Annotated in this window: 17 protein-coding genes and 1 riboswitch; of the genes, 15 read left to right on the forward strand and 2 right to left on the reverse strand. The window is 35.2% G+C overall.

Features of this window, described 5'->3' with window-relative positions:
- Positions 1-22 precede the first annotated feature (22 nt).
- The 8 genes from opp3b (HMPREF2937_RS02985) (at position 23) to thiC (ending at position 9,716) form a co-directional block, all read left to right on the forward strand.
- Positions 23-949, forward strand: a complete 927-nt coding sequence (gene opp3b / locus HMPREF2937_RS02985; protein WP_023015802.1) for an oligopeptide ABC transporter permease — start codon at positions 23-25, stop codon at positions 947-949.
- Complete coding sequence (gene opp3C, locus HMPREF2937_RS02990; RefSeq protein WP_002481941.1) at positions 949-2,016, forward strand: oligopeptide ABC transporter permease; 1,068 nt, start codon at positions 949-951, stop codon at positions 2,014-2,016. The genes opp3b (HMPREF2937_RS02985) and opp3C (HMPREF2937_RS02990) overlap by 1 nt, the downstream gene beginning before the upstream one ends.
- A 14-nt stretch (positions 2,017-2,030) precedes the next feature.
- Positions 2,031-3,113: an ABC transporter ATP-binding protein gene (locus HMPREF2937_RS02995; RefSeq protein WP_002481942.1), complete on the forward strand. Its 1,083-nt coding sequence runs from the start codon at positions 2,031-2,033 to the stop codon at positions 3,111-3,113.
- Positions 3,103-4,146: an ABC transporter ATP-binding protein gene (locus HMPREF2937_RS03000; RefSeq protein ID WP_002481943.1), complete on the forward strand. Its 1,044-nt coding sequence runs from the start codon at positions 3,103-3,105 to the stop codon at positions 4,144-4,146. The genes HMPREF2937_RS02995 and HMPREF2937_RS03000 overlap by 11 nt, the downstream gene beginning before the upstream one ends.
- Positions 4,147-4,159: 13 nt before the next feature.
- Positions 4,160-5,827, forward strand: a complete 1,668-nt coding sequence (locus HMPREF2937_RS03005) for a peptide ABC transporter substrate-binding protein (RefSeq protein ID WP_002481944.1) — start codon at positions 4,160-4,162, stop codon at positions 5,825-5,827.
- Positions 5,828-5,996: 169 nt separating this feature from the next.
- Entirely contained in the window at positions 5,997-6,983 is a 987-nt protein-coding gene (locus HMPREF2937_RS03010; protein ID WP_070864003.1) for an MsnO8 family LLM class oxidoreductase, read from the forward strand.
- An 18-nt stretch (positions 6,984-7,001) separates the two neighbouring features.
- Positions 7,002-7,613, forward strand: a complete 612-nt coding sequence (locus tag HMPREF2937_RS03015) for a GNAT family N-acetyltransferase (RefSeq protein WP_070864004.1) — start codon at positions 7,002-7,004, stop codon at positions 7,611-7,613.
- Between the two features lie 89 nt (positions 7,614-7,702).
- Positions 7,703-7,801, forward strand: a riboswitch (TPP riboswitch).
- A gap of 169 nt (positions 7,802-7,970) precedes the next feature.
- Entirely contained in the window at positions 7,971-9,716 is a 1,746-nt protein-coding gene (gene thiC, locus HMPREF2937_RS03020) for a phosphomethylpyrimidine synthase ThiC (RefSeq protein ID WP_061054806.1), read from the forward strand.
- Between the two features lie 65 nt (positions 9,717-9,781).
- Here the strand turns inward: thiC and HMPREF2937_RS03025 are convergent, their stop codons facing one another.
- The gene (locus HMPREF2937_RS03025) at positions 9,782-10,069 is read right to left on the reverse strand and encodes a hypothetical protein (RefSeq protein WP_002481949.1); all 288 of its coding nucleotides are present in this window, start codon (positions 10,067-10,069) and stop codon (positions 9,782-9,784) included.
- A 624-nt stretch (positions 10,070-10,693) separates the two neighbouring features.
- Between HMPREF2937_RS03025 and opp3b (HMPREF2937_RS03035) the strand changes: the two genes are divergently transcribed.
- The 5 genes from opp3b (HMPREF2937_RS03035) to HMPREF2937_RS03055 are packed head-to-tail and all read left to right on the forward strand — an operon-like array spanning position 10,694 to position 16,365.
- Positions 10,694-11,623, forward strand: coding sequence for an oligopeptide ABC transporter permease (opp3b, locus tag HMPREF2937_RS03035; protein WP_060803844.1), 930 nt, complete (start codon positions 10,694-10,696; stop codon positions 11,621-11,623).
- The gene (gene opp3C, locus HMPREF2937_RS03040; RefSeq protein WP_057510797.1) at positions 11,620-12,660 is read left to right on the forward strand and encodes an oligopeptide ABC transporter permease; all 1,041 of its coding nucleotides are present in this window, start codon (positions 11,620-11,622) and stop codon (positions 12,658-12,660) included. The genes opp3b (HMPREF2937_RS03035) and opp3C (HMPREF2937_RS03040) overlap by 4 nt, the downstream gene beginning before the upstream one ends.
- An 18-nt stretch (positions 12,661-12,678) precedes the next feature.
- Positions 12,679-13,761, forward strand: coding sequence for an ABC transporter ATP-binding protein (locus HMPREF2937_RS03045; protein WP_070864005.1), 1,083 nt, complete (start codon positions 12,679-12,681; stop codon positions 13,759-13,761).
- The gene (locus HMPREF2937_RS03050; RefSeq protein ID WP_057510799.1) at positions 13,758-14,696 is read left to right on the forward strand and encodes an ABC transporter ATP-binding protein; all 939 of its coding nucleotides are present in this window, start codon (positions 13,758-13,760) and stop codon (positions 14,694-14,696) included. The genes HMPREF2937_RS03045 and HMPREF2937_RS03050 overlap by 4 nt, the downstream gene beginning before the upstream one ends.
- A 46-nt stretch (positions 14,697-14,742) precedes the next feature.
- Positions 14,743-16,365 carry a peptide ABC transporter substrate-binding protein gene (locus tag HMPREF2937_RS03055; RefSeq protein ID WP_057510800.1) on the forward strand — a complete coding sequence of 541 codons (1,623 nt, stop codon included), beginning with the start codon at positions 14,743-14,745 and terminating at the stop codon, positions 16,363-16,365.
- A gap of 103 nt (positions 16,366-16,468) precedes the next feature.
- Here the strand turns inward: HMPREF2937_RS03055 and trpS are convergent, their stop codons facing one another.
- On the reverse strand, positions 16,469-17,464 hold the full coding sequence (gene trpS, locus HMPREF2937_RS03060) for a tryptophan--tRNA ligase (RefSeq protein ID WP_070864006.1): 996 nt from the start codon (positions 17,462-17,464) through the stop codon (positions 16,469-16,471).
- A gap of 421 nt (positions 17,465-17,885) precedes the next feature.
- On the opposite strand from trpS, the gene spxA reads away from it, so the two are divergent.
- Together spxA and mecA are read left to right on the forward strand one after the other, a co-directional pair.
- The gene (gene spxA, locus HMPREF2937_RS03065; RefSeq protein WP_002481951.1) at positions 17,886-18,284 is read left to right on the forward strand and encodes a transcriptional regulator SpxA; all 399 of its coding nucleotides are present in this window, start codon (positions 17,886-17,888) and stop codon (positions 18,282-18,284) included.
- Positions 18,285-18,596: 312 nt separating this feature from the next.
- Entirely contained in the window at positions 18,597-19,316 is a 720-nt protein-coding gene (mecA, locus tag HMPREF2937_RS03070) for an adaptor protein MecA (protein WP_002481952.1), read from the forward strand.
- Positions 19,317-19,506: the final 190 nt, after the last annotated feature.

Consider the following 19,506-nt stretch of genomic DNA (forward strand, 5'->3'; position numbering starts at 1 on the left):
GAATCTATAAGGGGGATTGTCAATGCTTAGATATATACTCAAGCGTTTTGGGTACATGCTTATTTCTTTGTTTATCATTATGACTATCACTTTCTTTTTAATGAAATTGATGCCAGGTTCACCGTTTAATGATGCAAAGTTAAGCGCAGATCAAAAGGAGATTTTGAACGAGACCTACGGTTTGAATGATCCAGTCATTGTACAATATTTGCACTACTTAAAGAACGTAGTCACAGGAGATTTTGGGGTTTCATTCCAATATCATAACCAACCAGTGTGGGATTTAATTCAACCTCGTTTGATTCCGTCAATTGAAATGGGACTTGCGGCGATGGTCATCGGGATTGTTTTAGGATTGATTTTGGGTGTTGCAGCAGCAACAAAACAAAATACATGGGTGGATTACTCAGCGACAGTTATTTCAGTTATCGCTGTTTCAGTACCATCATTCGTATTAGCAGTATTATTACAATATGTGTTCTCAGTAAGATTAAGATGGTTCCCAGTAGCAGGTTGGGAAGGTATTTCAACAGCTATTCTGCCATCACTCGCACTTTCAGCAGGCGTACTTGCGACAGTCGCACGATACATACGAGCGGAAATGATCGAAGTGCTGAGTTCTGATTATATTTTACTTGCGAGAGCCAAAGGGAATTCAATGATGCGTGTGCTATTCGGCCATGCATTACGAAATGCATTGATTCCAGTTATCACAATCATCGTGCCGATGTTAGCTGGAATTTTAACAGGGACACTTACAATCGAGAATATCTTCGGGGTTCCAGGACTAGGGGATCAGTTCGTAAGATCGATTCAAACGAATGACTTCTCTGTCATTATGGCAACCACTCTTTTATTCAGTACGTTATTCATCGTATCGATTTTCATAGTGGATATTTTATATGGAATTATCGATCCGCGTATTAGGATACAAGGAGGTAAGAAATAATGGCAGAAGACAAAAAACAACACTTGCATGGAGATTACTCCAATGCAACGTTATCACATACGACAGATGGCGAGAATGCGCCTGACTTTATCTTAGTAGAACAAGATATTGATAAAGAACCAGAAATTCAACGTGAAAGTAAAAACTTCTGGCAAGATGCTTGGAGCCAATTAAGACGAAATAAACTTGCAGTAGTCGGGATGATCGGATTAATTTTAATCATCATCATGGCACTTGTCGGTCCTTTAATCAGCAGCCATGATTATGCTGAACAAGATGTAGACCGCAGAAACTTACCAGCAAAAATACCTGTCTTAGACAAAATACCTTTCTTACCGTTTGACGGTGTAGGTGCAGATGGCAAAGACGCATATAAAGAAGCTGGTGTGAAAGAGAACTTCTGGTTTGGGACAGACCAATTAGGTCGTGACTTATGGTCACGTACTTGGCAAGGTGCACAAGTATCATTATTCATCGGTGTTGTTGCCGCAGCACTAGATATCTTTATCGGTGTAGTTTACGGGGCAATATCCGGATTCTTTGGAGGACGAACAGATGACGTCATGCAGCGGATTATAGAAATCATCGCTTCTATTCCGAACTTGATTGTCGTAATTTTATTCGTATTGATTTTCGAACCTTCAATTTGGACAATTATTTTAGCAATGGCCATTACAGGATGGATTGGCATGAGCCGTGTTGTTCGTGGTGAGTTCTTAAAATTAAAAGGACAAGAATTCGTATTAGCATCACGTACATTAGGGGCTTCTAAAGGGAAATTGATTTTCCGTCATATTTTACCAAATACATTAGGAGCAATTGTTGTAACTTCAATGTTCACAGTACCAAGTGCAATTTTCTTCGAAGCATTCTTAAGCTTCATCGGTATCGGTGTACCAGCACCTAAAACATCACTTGGTTCATTAGTAAATGACGGACGTGCGATGTTATTGATTCATCCGCATGAATTATTTATTCCAGCATTGATTTTGAGTTTATTGATTTTATTCTTCTACTTATTCAGTGATGGATTACGTGATGCATTCGATCCGAAAATGCGTAAATAAGGGAGGCAAAAAGGATGTCAGATAAAATATTAGAAGTAAACGACTTGCATGTCTCCTTTGATATTGATGCTGGAGAAGTGCAAGCTGTACGTGGTGTAGACTTTTATTTGAGAAAGGGAGAAACCCTTGCGATTGTAGGTGAATCAGGTTCTGGTAAATCAGTGACAACGAAAGCACTGACAAAACTCTTCCAAGGAGATGCTGGCCGAATTAAAAAAGGCGAAATTTTATTCTTAGGTGAAGACTTAGCACAAAAACCTGAAAAAGAATTAATCAAATTAAGAGGTAAAGACATCTCTATGATTTTCCAAGATCCGATGACGTCGTTAAATCCAACGATGCAAATAGGTAAACAAGTGATGGAACCTCTGATTAAACATCGTAACTATAGTAAATCACAAGCGAAAAAACGTGCGCTAGAGATTTTAGAAATGGTAGGTTTACCAAACGCGAAACAACGCTTTAAAGCTTATCCTCACCAATTCTCAGGTGGGCAAAGACAACGTATTGTCATTGCGACAGCACTCGCATGTGAACCAAAAGTATTAATCGCAGATGAACCGACAACAGCATTAGACGTGACAATGCAAGCACAAATTTTAGACTTGATGAAACGTCTGCAACAAAAAATTGATACATCAATTATTTTCATTACGCATGACTTAGGTGTCGTCGCAAATATCGCAGACCGTGTTGCAGTTATGTACGGTGGACAAATGATTGAAAGAGGAGAAATTGATGAAATATTCTATGACCCTCAACATCCATATACTTGGGGACTGTTATCTTCAATGCCTGATTTAGAAACAGGTAATGATATTGAATTAACAGCAATCCCAGGAACACCGCCAGACTTATTGCACCCACCAAAAGGAGATGCATTCGCACCACGAAGTCAATATGCATTAGATATCGACTTTGAAGAAGAGCCGCCATGGTTCAAAGTATCACCGACACACTTTGTGAAATCATGGTTGTTAGATGAAAGAGCGCCGAAAGTTGAACCGCCAGAGCTTGTGAAACAACGTCAAAGAAAAATGGCGAATAAGTTTGATAAACCACAACGACAAGAGGGGGTGGCGTTCAATGAAGGATAATCGTGAACAAAAATTTAACGAATCAAATACAGCGCTAGAGCAACAAAAAAATATTGAACAAGAACAAAGGGAAACAGCTGAACAACGTCAACAAGAACCGTCACAAGAAGTGTTGCTTGAAGTTAATAACTTAAAACAATACTTTAATGTCGGAAAGCGTAATGAAGTTCGTGCTGTTGAAGGTATCTCATTCAAGATATTCAAAGGGGAAACATTCGGCTTAGTAGGAGAATCTGGTTGCGGGAAGTCAACCACTGGTAAAGCCTTAATTAAGTTGAATGATGCGACAGCTGGAGAAGTTTATTACGAAGGGGTTAACATACAAGATATTAAAAAGCGTAAAGATATGTTGAAATTCAATAAGAAAATCCAAATGATTTTCCAAGATCCATACGCTTCATTGAATCCGAGATTAAAAGTGATGGATATCGTTGCAGAAGGTATTGATATTCATAAATTAGCAAAGAATACGAAAGATCGTAAAAAACGCGTATATGACTTATTAGAAACAGTAGGTTTAAATAAAGAACACGCGAACCGTTATCCGCATGAGTTCTCTGGTGGACAAAGACAACGTATCGGTATTGCACGTGCTTTGGCAGTTGAACCAGAATTCATCATCGCAGATGAACCGATTTCAGCGCTAGACGTTTCAATTCAAGCACAAGTGGTCAACTTATTGTTGAAACTTCAACGTGAGAAAGGTATTACTTTCTTATTCATTGCCCATGACCTATCTATGGTGAAATATATTTCAGATAGAATTGCGGTTATGCATTTCGGTAAAATTGTAGAATTAGGGACTGCGGATGAAATCTATAATCATCCTTTACATCCTTACACACAATCTTTGCTATCAGCAGTACCTCAACCAGATCCTGAAAGTGAACGTACAAGAACACGTATTGTCTATAAAGAAGATGCTGAAAAGAATGATGAACGTTCATTACAAGAAATCAATCCAGGACATTATGTCTTTGTGACAGATGAGGAAGCGCAAGAATTAAAACAAAGATTACAACAAACAGTGTAAGGGGGATAAAGCGATGAAGAAAAAATTAATTTCATTAGCCATGATGCTTGCTGCAGCAGCCCTCATACTCAGTGGGTGCAGTCAAGGCGGCGGTATTTATGATGATAAAGGGCAAGTTTATCGTTCAGTATTATCACAAGATATGAGTACACTAGATACAGTGCTTGCGACAGATACAGTTTCATTTAATGTTTATAATCAAGTTTATGAAGGGCTATATTCATTAGATGAAAAAGACCAAGCGATTCCAGCAATTGCTAAAAAAATGCCGAAGAAAAGTAATGGCGGTAAAACTTTAACAATTGAAATGAGAAAAGATGCAAAATGGTCTAATGGTGATCCAGTAACTGCGAATGACTTTGTGTTTGCATGGAAAAAGGCACTTAAACCTGAAACGGCTTCTGAGTATGCATATATTATGTATGACTTGAAGAACGCACAAAAGATTAACGAAGGCAAAATGTCTCCGGATAAATTAGGCGTTAAAGCTTTAGATAAACATACACTTCAAATTGAATTAACTAAGCCATTACCTTATTTCGACCAAATGCTTGCGTTTGGTACATACATGCCGCAAAATGAAAAAGTTGCGAAAAAGTATGGTAAAAAATATGGAACAACTGCTGATAAAGCTGTCTATAACGGACCTTTTGAATTAACAGACTGGAAAGTTGAAGACAAAATTTTAATGAAAAAGAACGACAAGTATTGGGATAAAAAAGCAGTCAAGCTTGATAAAATCAGCTTTAAGGTTTTAAAAGACCAACAAGCAGGTGCATCATTATATGACACTGGTTCTGTAGATAATACTGGTATTACATCAGAACAAGTGGAAAAATATAAAGATAGTCCCGCACTCTTTAAACGCTTAAAAGCTTCAACGTTCTTCTTGAAACTCAATGAAAAAGAACAAAAAGAATTCAAAAACAAAGATATGCGTTATGCAGTAGCACAATCTATTAATAAAAAAGCATACGTAGATAATGTTTTAGGAGATGGTTCTAAACCATTTGATGGCTTTACAGCGAAAAAGACAGCTTTATTACCTGACGGCAAAGATTATGCGACGACTGTAAAATCACCGCTTAAGTTTAATCCAAAAGAAGCCAAAGCCCATCTTGAGAAAGCGAAAAAAGCTTTAGGCAAGGATGAATTCACATTCACATTAAATACTGAAGATACACCAAGTTCTAAAATTTCAGCGCAATTTATTAAGTCGCAAATTGAAAAGAACTTACCTGGTGTCACAGTTAATATTAAACAATTACCATTCAAACAGCGTGTTACAGCAGAGTTGACAATGAACTATTCTATGTCACTCTCAGGTTGGGGACCTGACTATCCAGACCCAATGACATTCTTAGATACGATGACAACTGGTAACGCGCAAAACAATACTGACTGGAGTAGTAAAGAATATGATAATATGCTGAAAGAAGCAAACAGTTCTTTATTAAAACAACCAGAAAAACGTATCGATAAATTAAGAGAAGCGGAAGAGTTAATGTTAGGAGAAGCACCAGTTGCGCCGATTTACCAACAAGGTGCTGCTAGTTTACGTAATCCACAACTGAAAGGGATTGTGTATCACCAAATCGGTGGTGAAACTACATTAAAACACGCTTATATCGATAAGAGTATCGATAGAGAAACAGGTAAGAAAAAGAAAGACAAAGAGTAATAAACAAAGAGATAATTTTTCACACAATAAGGGGATTTAAATATTGAAACACGGTCAGTTTTGGCCGTGTTTTTCTTTATGCATAATTTAAGAAAATCGTAGTCTTTGACTTTATGTACGCTTAACCCTAGCATGACAAGTAAGAGAGACAAGAACAGGAGAGGGTTATATGTTGCCGGTCAGTATATTAGACCAAACGCCCATTACTAAAAATCAAACGTCACAAGAAGCTTTAAAACAAACGATAGAACTTGCGCAACTTGCAGATCAATTAGGATATACACGTTATTTAGTCGCAGAACATCATAATTTGAAAGATGTGATTGGAACATCTCCAGAAATCTTAACGATGCATTTATTGAATCAAACTAAAAATCTACGCATAGGTTCTGGTGGTGTTATGTTGCAGCATTATCATCCGCTTAAAATAATCGAACAATTTCATTTAATGGATGAATTATCTAACCATCGTGTAGATTTGGCGGTAGGAAAAGCACCAGGAGGATATCCTAAGGTAACTGAGATCTTAAAAGAAGAGTTGAAAGAGAACTACTTTTCATTTGATGAGAAATTTGAGATATTGAATCGCTTGAACACTCAAAATTTTGATAATTCATCTAAATACGCAGGATTAAAAACGGCCAAACGTCAAAGTGAGACCTCAAGTGTACCTGTATATTTACTGGGCACGAGTTTAAATTCAGTAATACAAGCTGCAGAAGCTAAAGTTGGTGTCATCTATGCATTCTTTATTAACGCTGAACAAGAAGCGCTAGAGGAGGCTTTAGAGGCTTATAAATCACGCTTCCCAGAAGGACGCTTTATTGTAAGTATACCCGCAATGGTTACAGCAGTTGGTGATAATCAATTACCATTTCGATTTTCACAACGTCATTTTGAATTGATTTCTAAAGATGGCAGACGCACGGTTTTAAATACTAAAGCACAAGTTGATGATTATTTATCACAAACTGATGAAAAATTTGAAGTGACAGAAAAACGTATGCATATTATTAGTGGGAATAAGGAAGAAGTCCAAAGCAAGTTAGATGAAATTAATAGGAAGCATATGATTGATGAGTGGATGTTGCACATGCCGATTCCAAATCATAAATTGCGTATGAATACAGTAAGACAACTTGCACCAACAAACTAGAAAAAAGGAGCGCTACGCGTGAATGATACTATAAAAATAACTTCAGCATCACGTGATTTTGATCAAGCTGGACATTTAAGCTATGTCGCGATTGGTGATATGTGTCATGCGATGTTAGGGAGTCAGAATGACCGATTAATTGAACACTATATGCAGAAAATGTATCGCAAGAAAAAGAATCGCTTCAGCTATGAACATACACTTCAAGCAACGATTAATGATAAAGTAGCAGGGTTGATGACATGTATGCCATATCGTGACTTAGAACGAAGTTTAGTTTCGACAGTCATTCAAATTGCTTTGTTAAAACACATTTTTGTGTTTCCGCATATTTTGAATTATTATCAATCTATCTTGTCATTAATTCGTATGCAAGAGGGTGAAGATGATGAGTATCATGTCAGTATGTTATCTGTTTCATCCGAGTTTCAACGTAGAGGTGTCGGACAAGCTTTGTTAGAAGAAGCGGAACATAAAGCTAAAGCAGCAGGATTTAATAAGATTTCGCTAACTGTAAATCAAATCAATTACAAAGCAAATGCCTTATATCAAAAGTTAGGTTATGAAAAAGTGGGTGAAGCAAAGGCCTCAATGTTTACATTAAATAGAATGAGAAAACACTTAACTTAATAACATAACTATGACTTTTAAAATGTGATACCGCACATTGACTTGTATAATAGATTGTTGAATGTTAGTATAAAAATGTAAATTAAATATCTCATTGCTAGGGGTGCCGAAATGGCTGAAAGATATACCATCAACCCTTTGAACCTGATCTAGTTAGTACTAGCGTAGGGAAGCGTACATAGATGATTAAGAAACAGAAATTCAATATGACGATAGATGGACATAGAGATATGTTTATTTTTAGTTGTATATGTATAAAATCCTTACGCATTCATAAAATTATGAATGCGTTTTCTTATTTGTCTTGTCTTGATGTTTTATAGGCCTCCTAGCAATGATGCAGGGAGGAATTATTTTATGAAACAAGAAGAAATTGAATTGAAAAAAGGTTTTCCAGCAAGCAGACGTGTCTTTAAACAAGGGGCAGATGAAGATATTCGTGTGCCGTTTCGTGAAATTGAACTCAGTGATACGGTGACAGATTACAGCACACAAAAGAACGAACCTTTTACAGTGTATGATACAGCGGGTGTATATCACGAAGAAGGTTATGAAGTAGACGTCCAAAAAGGTATTCCGAAATTACGTTCTAACTGGATTGAAGCGCGTGAAGATGTAGAAGCATATGAAGGACGTAAGGTGCAATCGATTGATAATGGCTTTAAAAAAGAAGGTCATCATAAATTCGTTGAAACGCCATTTAAATATCAGCCTAAACGTGCACAAGAAGGTAAACGTGTGACACAAATGTATTATGCAAAACAAGGTATCATCACAAAAGAAATGAAATTTGTGGCTGCGCGTGAAGGTGTCGAACCAGAATTTGTCAGAGATGAAATTGCGAGAGGTCGCGCAATTATTCCTAATAACGTGAACCATCCTGAATCTGAACCGATGATTATTGGTAAAAACTTTCAAGTAAAAATTAATGCGAATATCGGTAATTCTGCAGTGTCTTCATCGATTGAAGCGGAAATTGAAAAATTAGTATGGGCCACACACTGGGGTGCAGATACAATTATGGATTTATCTACAGGTAAAAACATTCATGCGACACGTGAATATTTATTAAGAAATTCACCTGTTCCTGTAGGTACAGTTCCAATTTATCAAGCATTGGAAAAAGTAAATGGTATTGCGGAAGATTTAACATGGGAAATCTATCGTGACACATTAATTGAACAAGCAGAACAAGGTGTAGACTACTTTACTATCCATGCAGGTGTATTACTACGTTATGTTCCATTAACTGTTGATCGTTTAACAGGTATTGTTTCTCGTGGAGGTTCTATCATGGCGCAATGGTGTTTAGCGCATCACGAAGAAAGCTTCTTATATGAACACTTTGATGATATTTGTGAAATCTTAAATCGTTATGATATTGCGGTCTCTTTAGGAGATGGATTAAGACCAGGTTCAATTTATGATGCGAACGATGAAAGCCAAATTTCAGAATTAAAAACATTAGGTGAATTAACGGATATCGCTTGGAAACATGATGTTCAAGTTATGATTGAAGGTCCAGGTCATATTCCAATGCATAAAATTAAAGAAAACCAAGATTTAGCAGATTTTTACTGTAAAGAAGCACCGTTCTATACATTAGGGCCTCTTACAACAGATATCGCACCAGCTTATGACCATATCACATCTGCCATCGGAGCAGCACAAATCGCAAGTCATGGTACCGCAATGCTTTGTTATGTTACACCTAAAGAACATTTAGGTTTACCAAATAAAGACGATGTACGTGAAGGTGTAATTACTTATAAAATTGCGGCACATGCGGCAGATTTAGCGAAAGGCTTGAAAGGTGCATCAGAACGTGATGATGCAATTAGTAAAGCACGTTTTGAATTCCGTTGGATTGACCAATTCAATTTATCTTTAGATCCAGAGCGTGCGCGTGAATATCATGATGAAACCTTACCAAAAGAGTCAGCAAAAGTTGCACACTTCTGTAGTATGTGCGGACCTAAATTCTGTTCAATGCGTATTTCTCATGATTTACGTCAACATCATTTTGATGAGCAAGAAAGACAAGATGCGATGAAAGAAAAAGCGAAAGATTTCGTAGAACAAGGCAGTAAGATTTATCAATAATTAGAAGCAAACTAATAAAGATAGCACCAGTACAAGAAAATTAATGTACTGGTGCTGTTTTTTACTTATAGCGCATGGAAAACCGCAATAAAAACTGTACCGATATAAAAAGTCAAACTCGCGTAAATCCAAAAGTAATTCGTACCGATAGATTCAGCACGTTGTTGAGCATTATGAAAGAACGGAAGGTTACCGTTTTTAATCAATGAAACACCCACAAAGAATGCAAAAACGATAAAGGAACCAATAAATAAAATTGTGTTAATAACCATATCGTAATGTACAAAAAGACTATACCCCACATAAATCGTTGCTGCGATACAAGCTACTGTTCTTATTATTGTAGAAAGCATGTGCTACACCTCTCATTCATCTTATATCGTTATTATATAACATTTAAGTTAATAGAGGTATTACTATTTAGATTGTTCAAGGCAAGAAAGATAAAATAAGAAATGCTTTTCTAAATCAATGAGAATGAAATAAAGCAATAAAAATAGTAGCAATAAAGAAACTAAGGCTGATTAAAATCCAAAAGTAATTAGGTTTTCTAATTTGAGAGACTTTCTTGTAATGATCGAACAAGGTATCAGGTGTTTTAGATTGTTTCTTTTTACTGATTTTTGAATTAAACCGACTAAAAACGTAGTTAAAAAGATGTAAGGAACCGTTAAAAATCAATGGTTTTATAACAAGTAAAGCAAATAATAAAAATGAACATACGAATAAAAGAGAATTAAGTGATTCATTAAAATAGACAAACAAGCTAATCAAACTATATGCAATTAAAATAATTGAGATTGAAATTTTATAGATTTTTGGTTGCAAAGCCAAGCCACCTCTTCGATATGATATGCAATTATTATAGTGTATTTTTATTACTAATGAAATAAAAATCTTTATTGCACTAAACCAAGAAAGTGGGTATAATACGCTTATCAAAAGATTCAGAAAATACAAGCGAGAGAGTGAACAACATGATTAAGTATATACTACAAAGAATAGGCTTTATGGCCATCACGCTTTTTTTAATTATGTCTATCACATTTTTCTTAATGAAACTGATGCCAGGATCTCCATTTAACGATGAAAAGCTGAGTGCTGCGCAGAAAGCAATTATTAATGAAAAATATGGTTTGAACGATAGTTTGCCTGTTCAATATGTACATTATTTAGGAAAAGTAATCAAAGGAGATTTCGGAGTATCTTTTCAATACGATAATAAAGAGGTTTGGTCTCTTATACAACCCCGTTTAGGGCCTTCAATGGAAATTGGATTGTATGCCATGATTGTTGCTGTAATATTCGGTATCTTATTCGGATTAATTTCAGCATTTAAAAAGAATACATGGATTGATTATACATCTACTGTTATTACAGTATTTGCCATTTCGGTTCCTGCTTTTGTACTTGCTGTATTGCTGCAATATTTCTTGGCAGTGAAATTAGCAATTTTCCCAGTTAGTGGATGGACATCATTAGAGTCTGCTGTATTACCGACTGCTTCGTTAGGACTAGGATTGATAGCAGTTATTGCAAGGTATATCAGATCAGAAATGATTGAAGTGTTGAGTTCTGATTATATTTTATTAGCAAGAGCTAAAGGATTATCAGAACCAAGAATTTTATTTGTGCACGCGTTACGTAATACTTTAATTCCACTTGTAACGGTTGCAATTCCAATGTTAGCCAGCGTTTTAACAGGAACGCTTACAATTGAAACAATTTTTGCCATACCAGGTATTGGTGATCAATTTGTAAGATCAATTCAAACTAATGATTATCCAGTTATTATGGCATTGACATTATTATTCAGTTTCTTATTTGTAGTTTCAATTTTTGTTGTAGATATTCTTTATGGCATTATCGATCCACGAATCAGAACACAAGGAGGTAAAGAATCATGACGCAATTATCATCAGAGACTAAGTCATCAAATGAACTAAAGCGTGTTGATTTATCGAAGTTCAGATTCAGAACGATTGATGTGAACGATATTGAGAAAAATGAAAGAGAATATCATTCGACAGCTAAGCATGTCTGGTTGCAAATTCGTAAAAATAAAGCAGCTTTTTACGGCATGATCGGATTAATCATACTCGTATTATTTGCACTAATAGGGCCACTTGTTAGTTCATATACATATTATGAACAAGATACAAACAGTGCCAATTTACCACCTAAAATTCAAGGTTTAGATAAAGTGTCATTTTTACCATTCGATGGTAAGGATGCGAGCGGTCGTGATTTATATGCAGAACAACATGTTGAAAAATACCATTGGTTCGGTACAGATAATTTAGGTCGCGATATTTGGACGAGAACATGGAAGGGTACACAAATTTCAATCTTTATCGGTTTAGTAGCCGCTTTTATGGATGTCACAATCGGAGTGACCTATGGGGCGATATCAGGTTATCTTGGCGGTAAAACAGATTTATTCTTACAACGTTTAATTGAGATATTAAGCTCGATTCCTAACTTGATTGTATTGATTTTATTTGTACTTATTTTTGAACCATCGATATGGACTATCATTTTAGCCATGAGTGTGACAGGTTGGATTGGGATGAGTCGTATTACACGTGGTCAATTTATGAAATTAAAAAATGAAGAGTTTGTATTAGCTGCACGCTCTTTAGGCGTTTCAAATTTAAAAATTATTTTCAAACATATTTTACCGAATGCAACTGGAGCAATCATTGTAACCTCTATGTTCACAGTACCAAGTGCAATTTTCTTCGAAGCATTTTTAAGCTTTATCGGACTTGGTATCCCAGCACCACAAGCTTCTTTAGGTTCTCTTGTGAATACTGGTAGAAAGTTCTTATTAACATTCCCGTATCAATTGTTTATTCCGGCGATTGTTTTAAGTCTATTAATACTTTGTTTCTATTTGTTTAGTGACGGAATTCGAGATGCATTTGATCCTAAATCAGAATAAACATCAGGAGTGTAACATATGAATAAGATATTAGAAATCAAGAATTTATATATAGATTTTCATTTAGACAATGGCGTTGTTCAAGCCGTTCGTAATGTAAGCTTGGATTTAGAAGAAGGGGAAACATTAGCAATTGTAGGGGAATCAGGTTCTGGTAAATCTGTATTAACAAAAGCTATTACAAAATTATTGCCACCAAGAATAGCTAAAGTCAAAGAAGGCAGTGTTATTTTTGAAAATAAAAATCTTGTTGATTTAACGAATAAAGAACTGCAATCAATTAGAGGTAAAGAAATCTCAATGATTTTCCAAGATCCAATGACAGCATTGAACCCAACAATGAAAATTGGAAAGCAAATCACCGAATTATTAAAAGTTCATAAAGGGATAGGGCATAACGAAGCCAAACAAGAAGCTATCAAAGTACTTGAAAGCGTGGGTGTACCTAATGCGGAGAAACGATTTAATTATTATCCGCATCAATTTTCAGGTGGGCAACGTCAACGTATTGTTATTGCAATGGCATTAATATTAGATCCTAAAATCATTATTGCGGATGAACCGACAACCGCTCTAGATGTATCAGTTCAAGCAAAAATATTAGAACTATTTAAAGCATTACAACAAGAATATAAAACTTCCATCATCTTTATTACTCATGATTTAGGTGTTGTTGCGAATGTTGCGGATAAAGTAGCGGTAATGTATGCAGGTGAAATTGTAGAATATGGCACAGTGAATGAAATATTCTATGATCCAAAACATCCGTATACATGGGGGTTATTAGGTTCAATGCCGCATTTAGAAACTGATAAGTCTGTTAAATTAGCCTCAATTCCAGGTTCACCGCCTGACTTAATGTTTCCACCTGTGGGTGATGCATTCGCAAGACGAAGCGACTATGCGATGGACATTGATTTTGAACAAGCACCGCCAACATATCAATTCAGTAAAACACATTATGCTAAATCATGGTTATATCATGAAGCAACACCAGCATTTGAAGTACCTGATGCAGTTAAAGTGTTGAATGAAGAGTTTGAAGAAGAGACTTTTGAAAAACCTTTACTTCTTCAAGTAGAGGAGGAAAGTAAAGCATGACAGAGCCAATTTTAGAAGTGAAACATGTCAAAAAGTATTTTAATATCGGTAAACCGAATGAAGTGAGAGCGGTTGATGATGTCAGCTTAACGGTTTTTAAAGGAGAAACATTCGGACTTGTTGGTGAATCAGGTTGTGGGAAATCAACATTAGGCAGAACGATTATGCATTTGTATCAAGCTACAGATGGTGAAATTATCTTTGAAGGTAAGGATTCTCAAAAAATAAAATCACGAAAAGAAAAACTGGAATTCACACAGAATGTCCAAATGATTTTCCAAGATCCATATGCTTCTTTGAATCCTAGATTTAAAATTATCGATATTATCTCGGAAGGGTTAGATGTACAAAAGTTACATCAATCAAAAGAAGAAAGAAAACAACGTGTGTTTGAACTGCTTGAATTAGTAGGTCTTAATAAAGAAAGTGCTTATCGTTATCCGCATGAATTTTCAGGTGGGCAACGTCAACGTATCGGTATTGCACGTGCCTTAGCAGTGAATCCTAAGCTTATTATTGCTGATGAACCTATTTCAGCATTAGACGTTTCTATTCAAGCTCAGGTGGTTAACTTGCTTCAAGAGCTTCAAGAAAGCATGGGATTAACAATACTATTTATTGCTCATGATCTATCTATGGTCAAATACATTTCGGATCGTATTGGTGTGATGTATAAAGGTAAAATTGTTGAACTTGGAGATGTGGAAGAAATTTACAAAAATCCGCTTCACCCATACACAAAATCTTTATTATCAGCTATTCCGATTTCAAATCCGAATATTGAACGCCAAAGACAAATAATTGAGTATCATCCTGAAGATGACAGCAACATTGGTTTTAAACGTTCTGAAGCGTTGAAATTATATGAAGTGAAAGATAAACATTTTGTTTATTGTACTGAAGAAAAAGCGAAAGCATTAGCACAACAACTCTAGTATATTAATTCATTAATATAAATTACATCAGAAAGAAGGAAACAACATGAATAAGAAAGCTAAGATAGCTACTGGTATTCTGTCGTCGCTTTTAGTATTGACAGCATGTTCTAGTGGCGGAGGCAACGCAGGTAAAGACGAAAAGACATTGAAAATTGCGGAATCAGCAGATATCCCGACATTAGATCCATCAAAAGCGACTGACGCTGTTGCATTCACACAATTCGAACAAATTTATGAAGGCCTTTATAAAGTAGGTAAAGGAGATGAAATTATCCCTGCACTTGCGAAAGGTGAACCTAAAAAATCAGATGATGGCAAAACATGGACAATTAAACTTCGTGACGATGCAAAATGGTCTAATGGTGATCCTGTTACAGCTGATGACTTCGTATATTCATGGCGTAGAACTGTAAACAAAGACACAGCTGCTGAATATGCCTACATGTTCGAAAACATTAAAAATGCCAAAGAAATTACTGAAGGTAAGAAAAAAGTAGAAGAACTTGGTGTTCAAGCAGTAGACAAACACACATTGAAAATTGAATTGGTTAAAGACTTACCATATATGAAAGCTTTATTAGCATTCGGTAGTTTTTTACCTCAAAATGAAAAATTCGTCAAAGACCATGAGAAAAATTATGGTACAACTGACAAAGATGTTATCTTCAACGGTCCATTCAAATTGGAAAATTGGAAAAATGAAGACTCTTGGGACTTAGTTAAAAATGATAAATACTACAACAAAGACAAAATTAAATTAGAAAAAGTTCACTATAAAGTTGTTAAAGAGGCACAAACAGCAGTGAATATGTTTGAATCTAAAGATTTAGATTATGTAAGAAGTTTAACACCTGAAAACATCAAAAAATATAACGGCAACAAAAACTACAAAACAACACCTGAATCAGCTGTCTTCTTCTTAAGAGTCAATGAAACTAAGAATAAAGACTTAGCAAATGAAAACTTAAGAAAAGCTATTGCGAAATCAATCGACAGAGAAACATTCGTTAAAAAATTATTAGACAATGGTTCTGCAGCGACTGATAAATTAACAGCAAAAGGTATCGTTAAAGAAGATGGTCGTGATTATACTGATGGCGTTAAATCATCTTTAAGCTATGATGCTAAAGAAGCAAAAGCATACTATGAAAAAGCTAAAAAAGAATTAGGTAAAGATAAATTCGAAATTGAATTCTTAACATACGACAAAGATAATGCGATTACTGAAACAGAATTTATGAAAGCACAAATCGAGAAAAACTTACCTGGTGTGACTTTAAAAATCAAACAATTACCATTCAAACAAAAATTAAAAGTAGAATCTGAGAAAAACTATGACATTTCATATGCTGGTTGGGCTCCTGACTATCCAGATCCAACTACATTCTTAGATTTATTCAAAAAAGACAGTCCGCACAACCAAACTGGTTATGCTAGTGATGAATATGATGGTTTATTAGAAAAAGCTAACTCTGATGCAGCGCTTAAAAATCCTGCTGAACGTTTAAAAACTTTACAACAAGCAGAAGATAAAGTATTAGAAAGTGGTAACGTTGTACCATTGTATCAACGTGGTCTAGCTCAACTTTTAAGAACTAATGTAAAAGGATTAGAAAATCATCAAGTAGGTCCTGATTACAGCTTAGATAAAGTAGAATTGAAATAATTGAATAAATAAGATTAAGCACTGTTACTTTTTTAGTAATGGTGCTTTTCTTATGAATAAAAAAACAAGCACTCACAAGAGCACTTGTTCAATAGGTCACTATTTATCTTTTGCGTTTACGGCCTAAGCCCATCGCATTTTCCATTTTTTGTAATGTACGTGAAGAAGCTTTAATAGCTTTGTCTCGACCAAGATCTAAGATTTCATCTAGTTTATCTGAATGGTAGTAATCGTTATAGCGTTCTTGGAATTCTGTTAAGAAGTTTTTAACGACTTCTGCTAAATCACCTTTAAATTCACCATAACCTTTGCCTTCATAACGTTTTTCAAGGTCTGAGAATGATTCGTCAGTTAGGCTTGAATAAATAGAAAGAAGGTTGCTAATACCTGGTTTATTATCTTTGTCATATTTAATGATACCATCTGAGTCAGTTACAGCACTTTTGATTTTTTTAGCTGCTGTATTTGGATTGTCTAATAAAGAGATGTAGTTTTTCGTATTATCGTCACTTTTACTCATTTTTTTAGTAGGGTCTTGCAGACTCATGACACGACCACCGATTTTCGGCATACGTACTTCTGGTTTTACTAAGACATCGTTGTAGCGGCTGTTGAAGCGGTCTACAAGGTTTCTTGTTAATTCAAGATGTTGTTTTTGGTCTTCGCCGACAGGTACGATATTCGTATTGTAAAGTACGATATCAGCTGCCATAAGTGGCGGATAAGTTAAAAGACCAGCAGGGATACCTTCTGTTTGTTTAGATGATTTATCTTTGAATTGTGTCATACGTTCTAATTCGCCTACAGAAGAAATAGTTGTCAGCATCCATCCTGCTTGAACGTGTGCAGGAACCTCTGATTGAATAAATAATGTTGATTTTTCTGGGTCGATTCCTGATGCTAAGTAAATTGCGGCTAATTGACGGATGCGCTCACGCAATTTCAGTCTGTCCTGCGGTACTGTAATCGCATGTTGATCTACGATGCAGAAGAAACAATTATAATCATCTTGGACTTCACTGAATTGTTTAAGTGCACCGATGTAGTTGCCTAATGTTGGAATTCCACTTGGTTGAATTCCTGAAAATAGAGTTTCCATTTAAGATGCCCACTTTCTTACGTAATATAGTAATGGTTTCATTATAGCAGTATTTTAAATATTTGTAATGTGTGTTAAAATATAGATGTAGCTAAATTTTTAACCTCATACCCGTGTGGAATTTTATATTCAAAATATTGAAAAGCTATCGTCATTTTAGCTATTCGATCTCAAGAATTCGGTATGTTTTAAATTTTCTATAAATAATCCCTTTTTTCTCATTTAATTTTAATGTTGAAAGGGTATACTTTAATCATAGAGTTAAGAGAAGGAAATTTTAACGTGTAGACAAAGTTTAAGTTGAAAGTAACACGAGTTATTTGGACATAGATGAGTACTGCGTTTTGATTTTAGATAAATTCCTTAACTAAATCAACAAAATCAATGAATTTAATTCATGATAAATAGGAGAGTGAGATGTATGGTAACACTATTCACATCACCAAGCTGCACATCTTGCCGTAAAGCGAAAGCATGGTTACAAGAACATGACATTCCGTATACGGAGCGTAACATTTTTTCAGAACACTTAACAATTGATGAAATTAAACAAATCTTAAAAATGACAGAAGACGGAACAGACGAAATTATTTCAACTCGTTCTAAAACATATCAAAAACTAAACGTGGACATTGATTCATTACCACTACAAGAATTATATACAATTATTCAAGATAACCCAGGCTTATTACGCCGTCCGATTATCTTAGATGAAAAACGTTTACAAGTTGGTTATAACGAAGATGAAATTCGTCGTTTCTTACCAAGAAAAGTGCGTACGTTCCAACTACAAGAAGCGCAACGTATGGTAGACTTATAGGATTTAAAATCCAATTAAATGAATGTGAGGGGCTGCAGTGCAAAAGTACTGTGGCTTTTTGCATGTAATAAAAAAGATCAACTACTGATATAAGTAGTTTTTATAGAGTGTTTTCAGGGAATATGTTATTATAATAGGCCAACGGTAGAGCAGTTATGCCTTTATAAACAAATAAATTGTAATTTGCACACCGTTTTTATACAATATGGGTACTATTCTAGGTTGTCGACAAAGTAGACGCTGCCTAGACTCTAGAAAAGTTTGTCTAAAGTCTAGATATTGCTATTCATCGACTGTAAGGAGTGAGATGATATGAGAATAGAGCGCGTAGATGATACAACTGTTAAACTTTTCATAACGTATGGTGACATTGAAGCAAGAGGTTTCAAAAGAGAAGACTTATGGACAAACCGTCAACGTGGTGAAGAATTCTTCTGGTCAATGATGGAAGAAATCAATGAAGAAGAAGACTTTGTAGTTGAAGGTCCATTATGGATTCAAGTACATGCTTTTGAAAAAGGTGTGGAAGTCACTATTTCTAAATCTAAAAACGAAGAAATGATGAACTTAAATGATGATAGTATGAACAGTGAATTCGATCGTCAATTAAACGAATTGCTTGAACAGACTTTCGAAGAAGAACATGAAGAAGCTGAACAAAAACAACAATCACGTTCAAATCGCTCTCAAGCAAGAGATCGTTTCCAACAACCACGTCGTACTAATGGTCGTTTAGTTATTGTTAAATTTGAAGATTTAGAATCTGTCATTGATTATGCACATCACCATAATCAACCAACTGATGACTTTGAAGATTTATTATATATGTTGAATAACGAATATTATTATGCAATTCATTTTGATGACAGCGTAGTAGAAGAAACAATCAATGACTTCTACAGTCAATTGTTAGAATTTGCAACGCCAAGTGATCATTCTGAAGTCTATTTAAATGACTACGGTAAAATCATTATGAGCCATAATGTAACTGCACAAGTCCGTCGTTTCTTTAACGATACGACAGAAGCATAATATAAAATAAGTTGAAACCTGTCCTGACAAGGGCAGGTTTTTTTATTTCCTCGGAAAGGTTCTTTGCCAAATTCGGTGGCTAGATAAAAGAATAAATCTAAGAACCACAACTTTTATTAGACATTTATGTAAGTATCTTTTAAATGACTGTGCTATTTCTTAAGAATTTCGCAATTAAAATAGGGTATTA

Origin of the sequence: Staphylococcus sp. HMSC061G12 (assembly GCF_001838465.1) — a bacterium.
GTDB lineage: Bacteria > Bacillota > Bacilli > Staphylococcales > Staphylococcaceae > Staphylococcus > Staphylococcus simulans.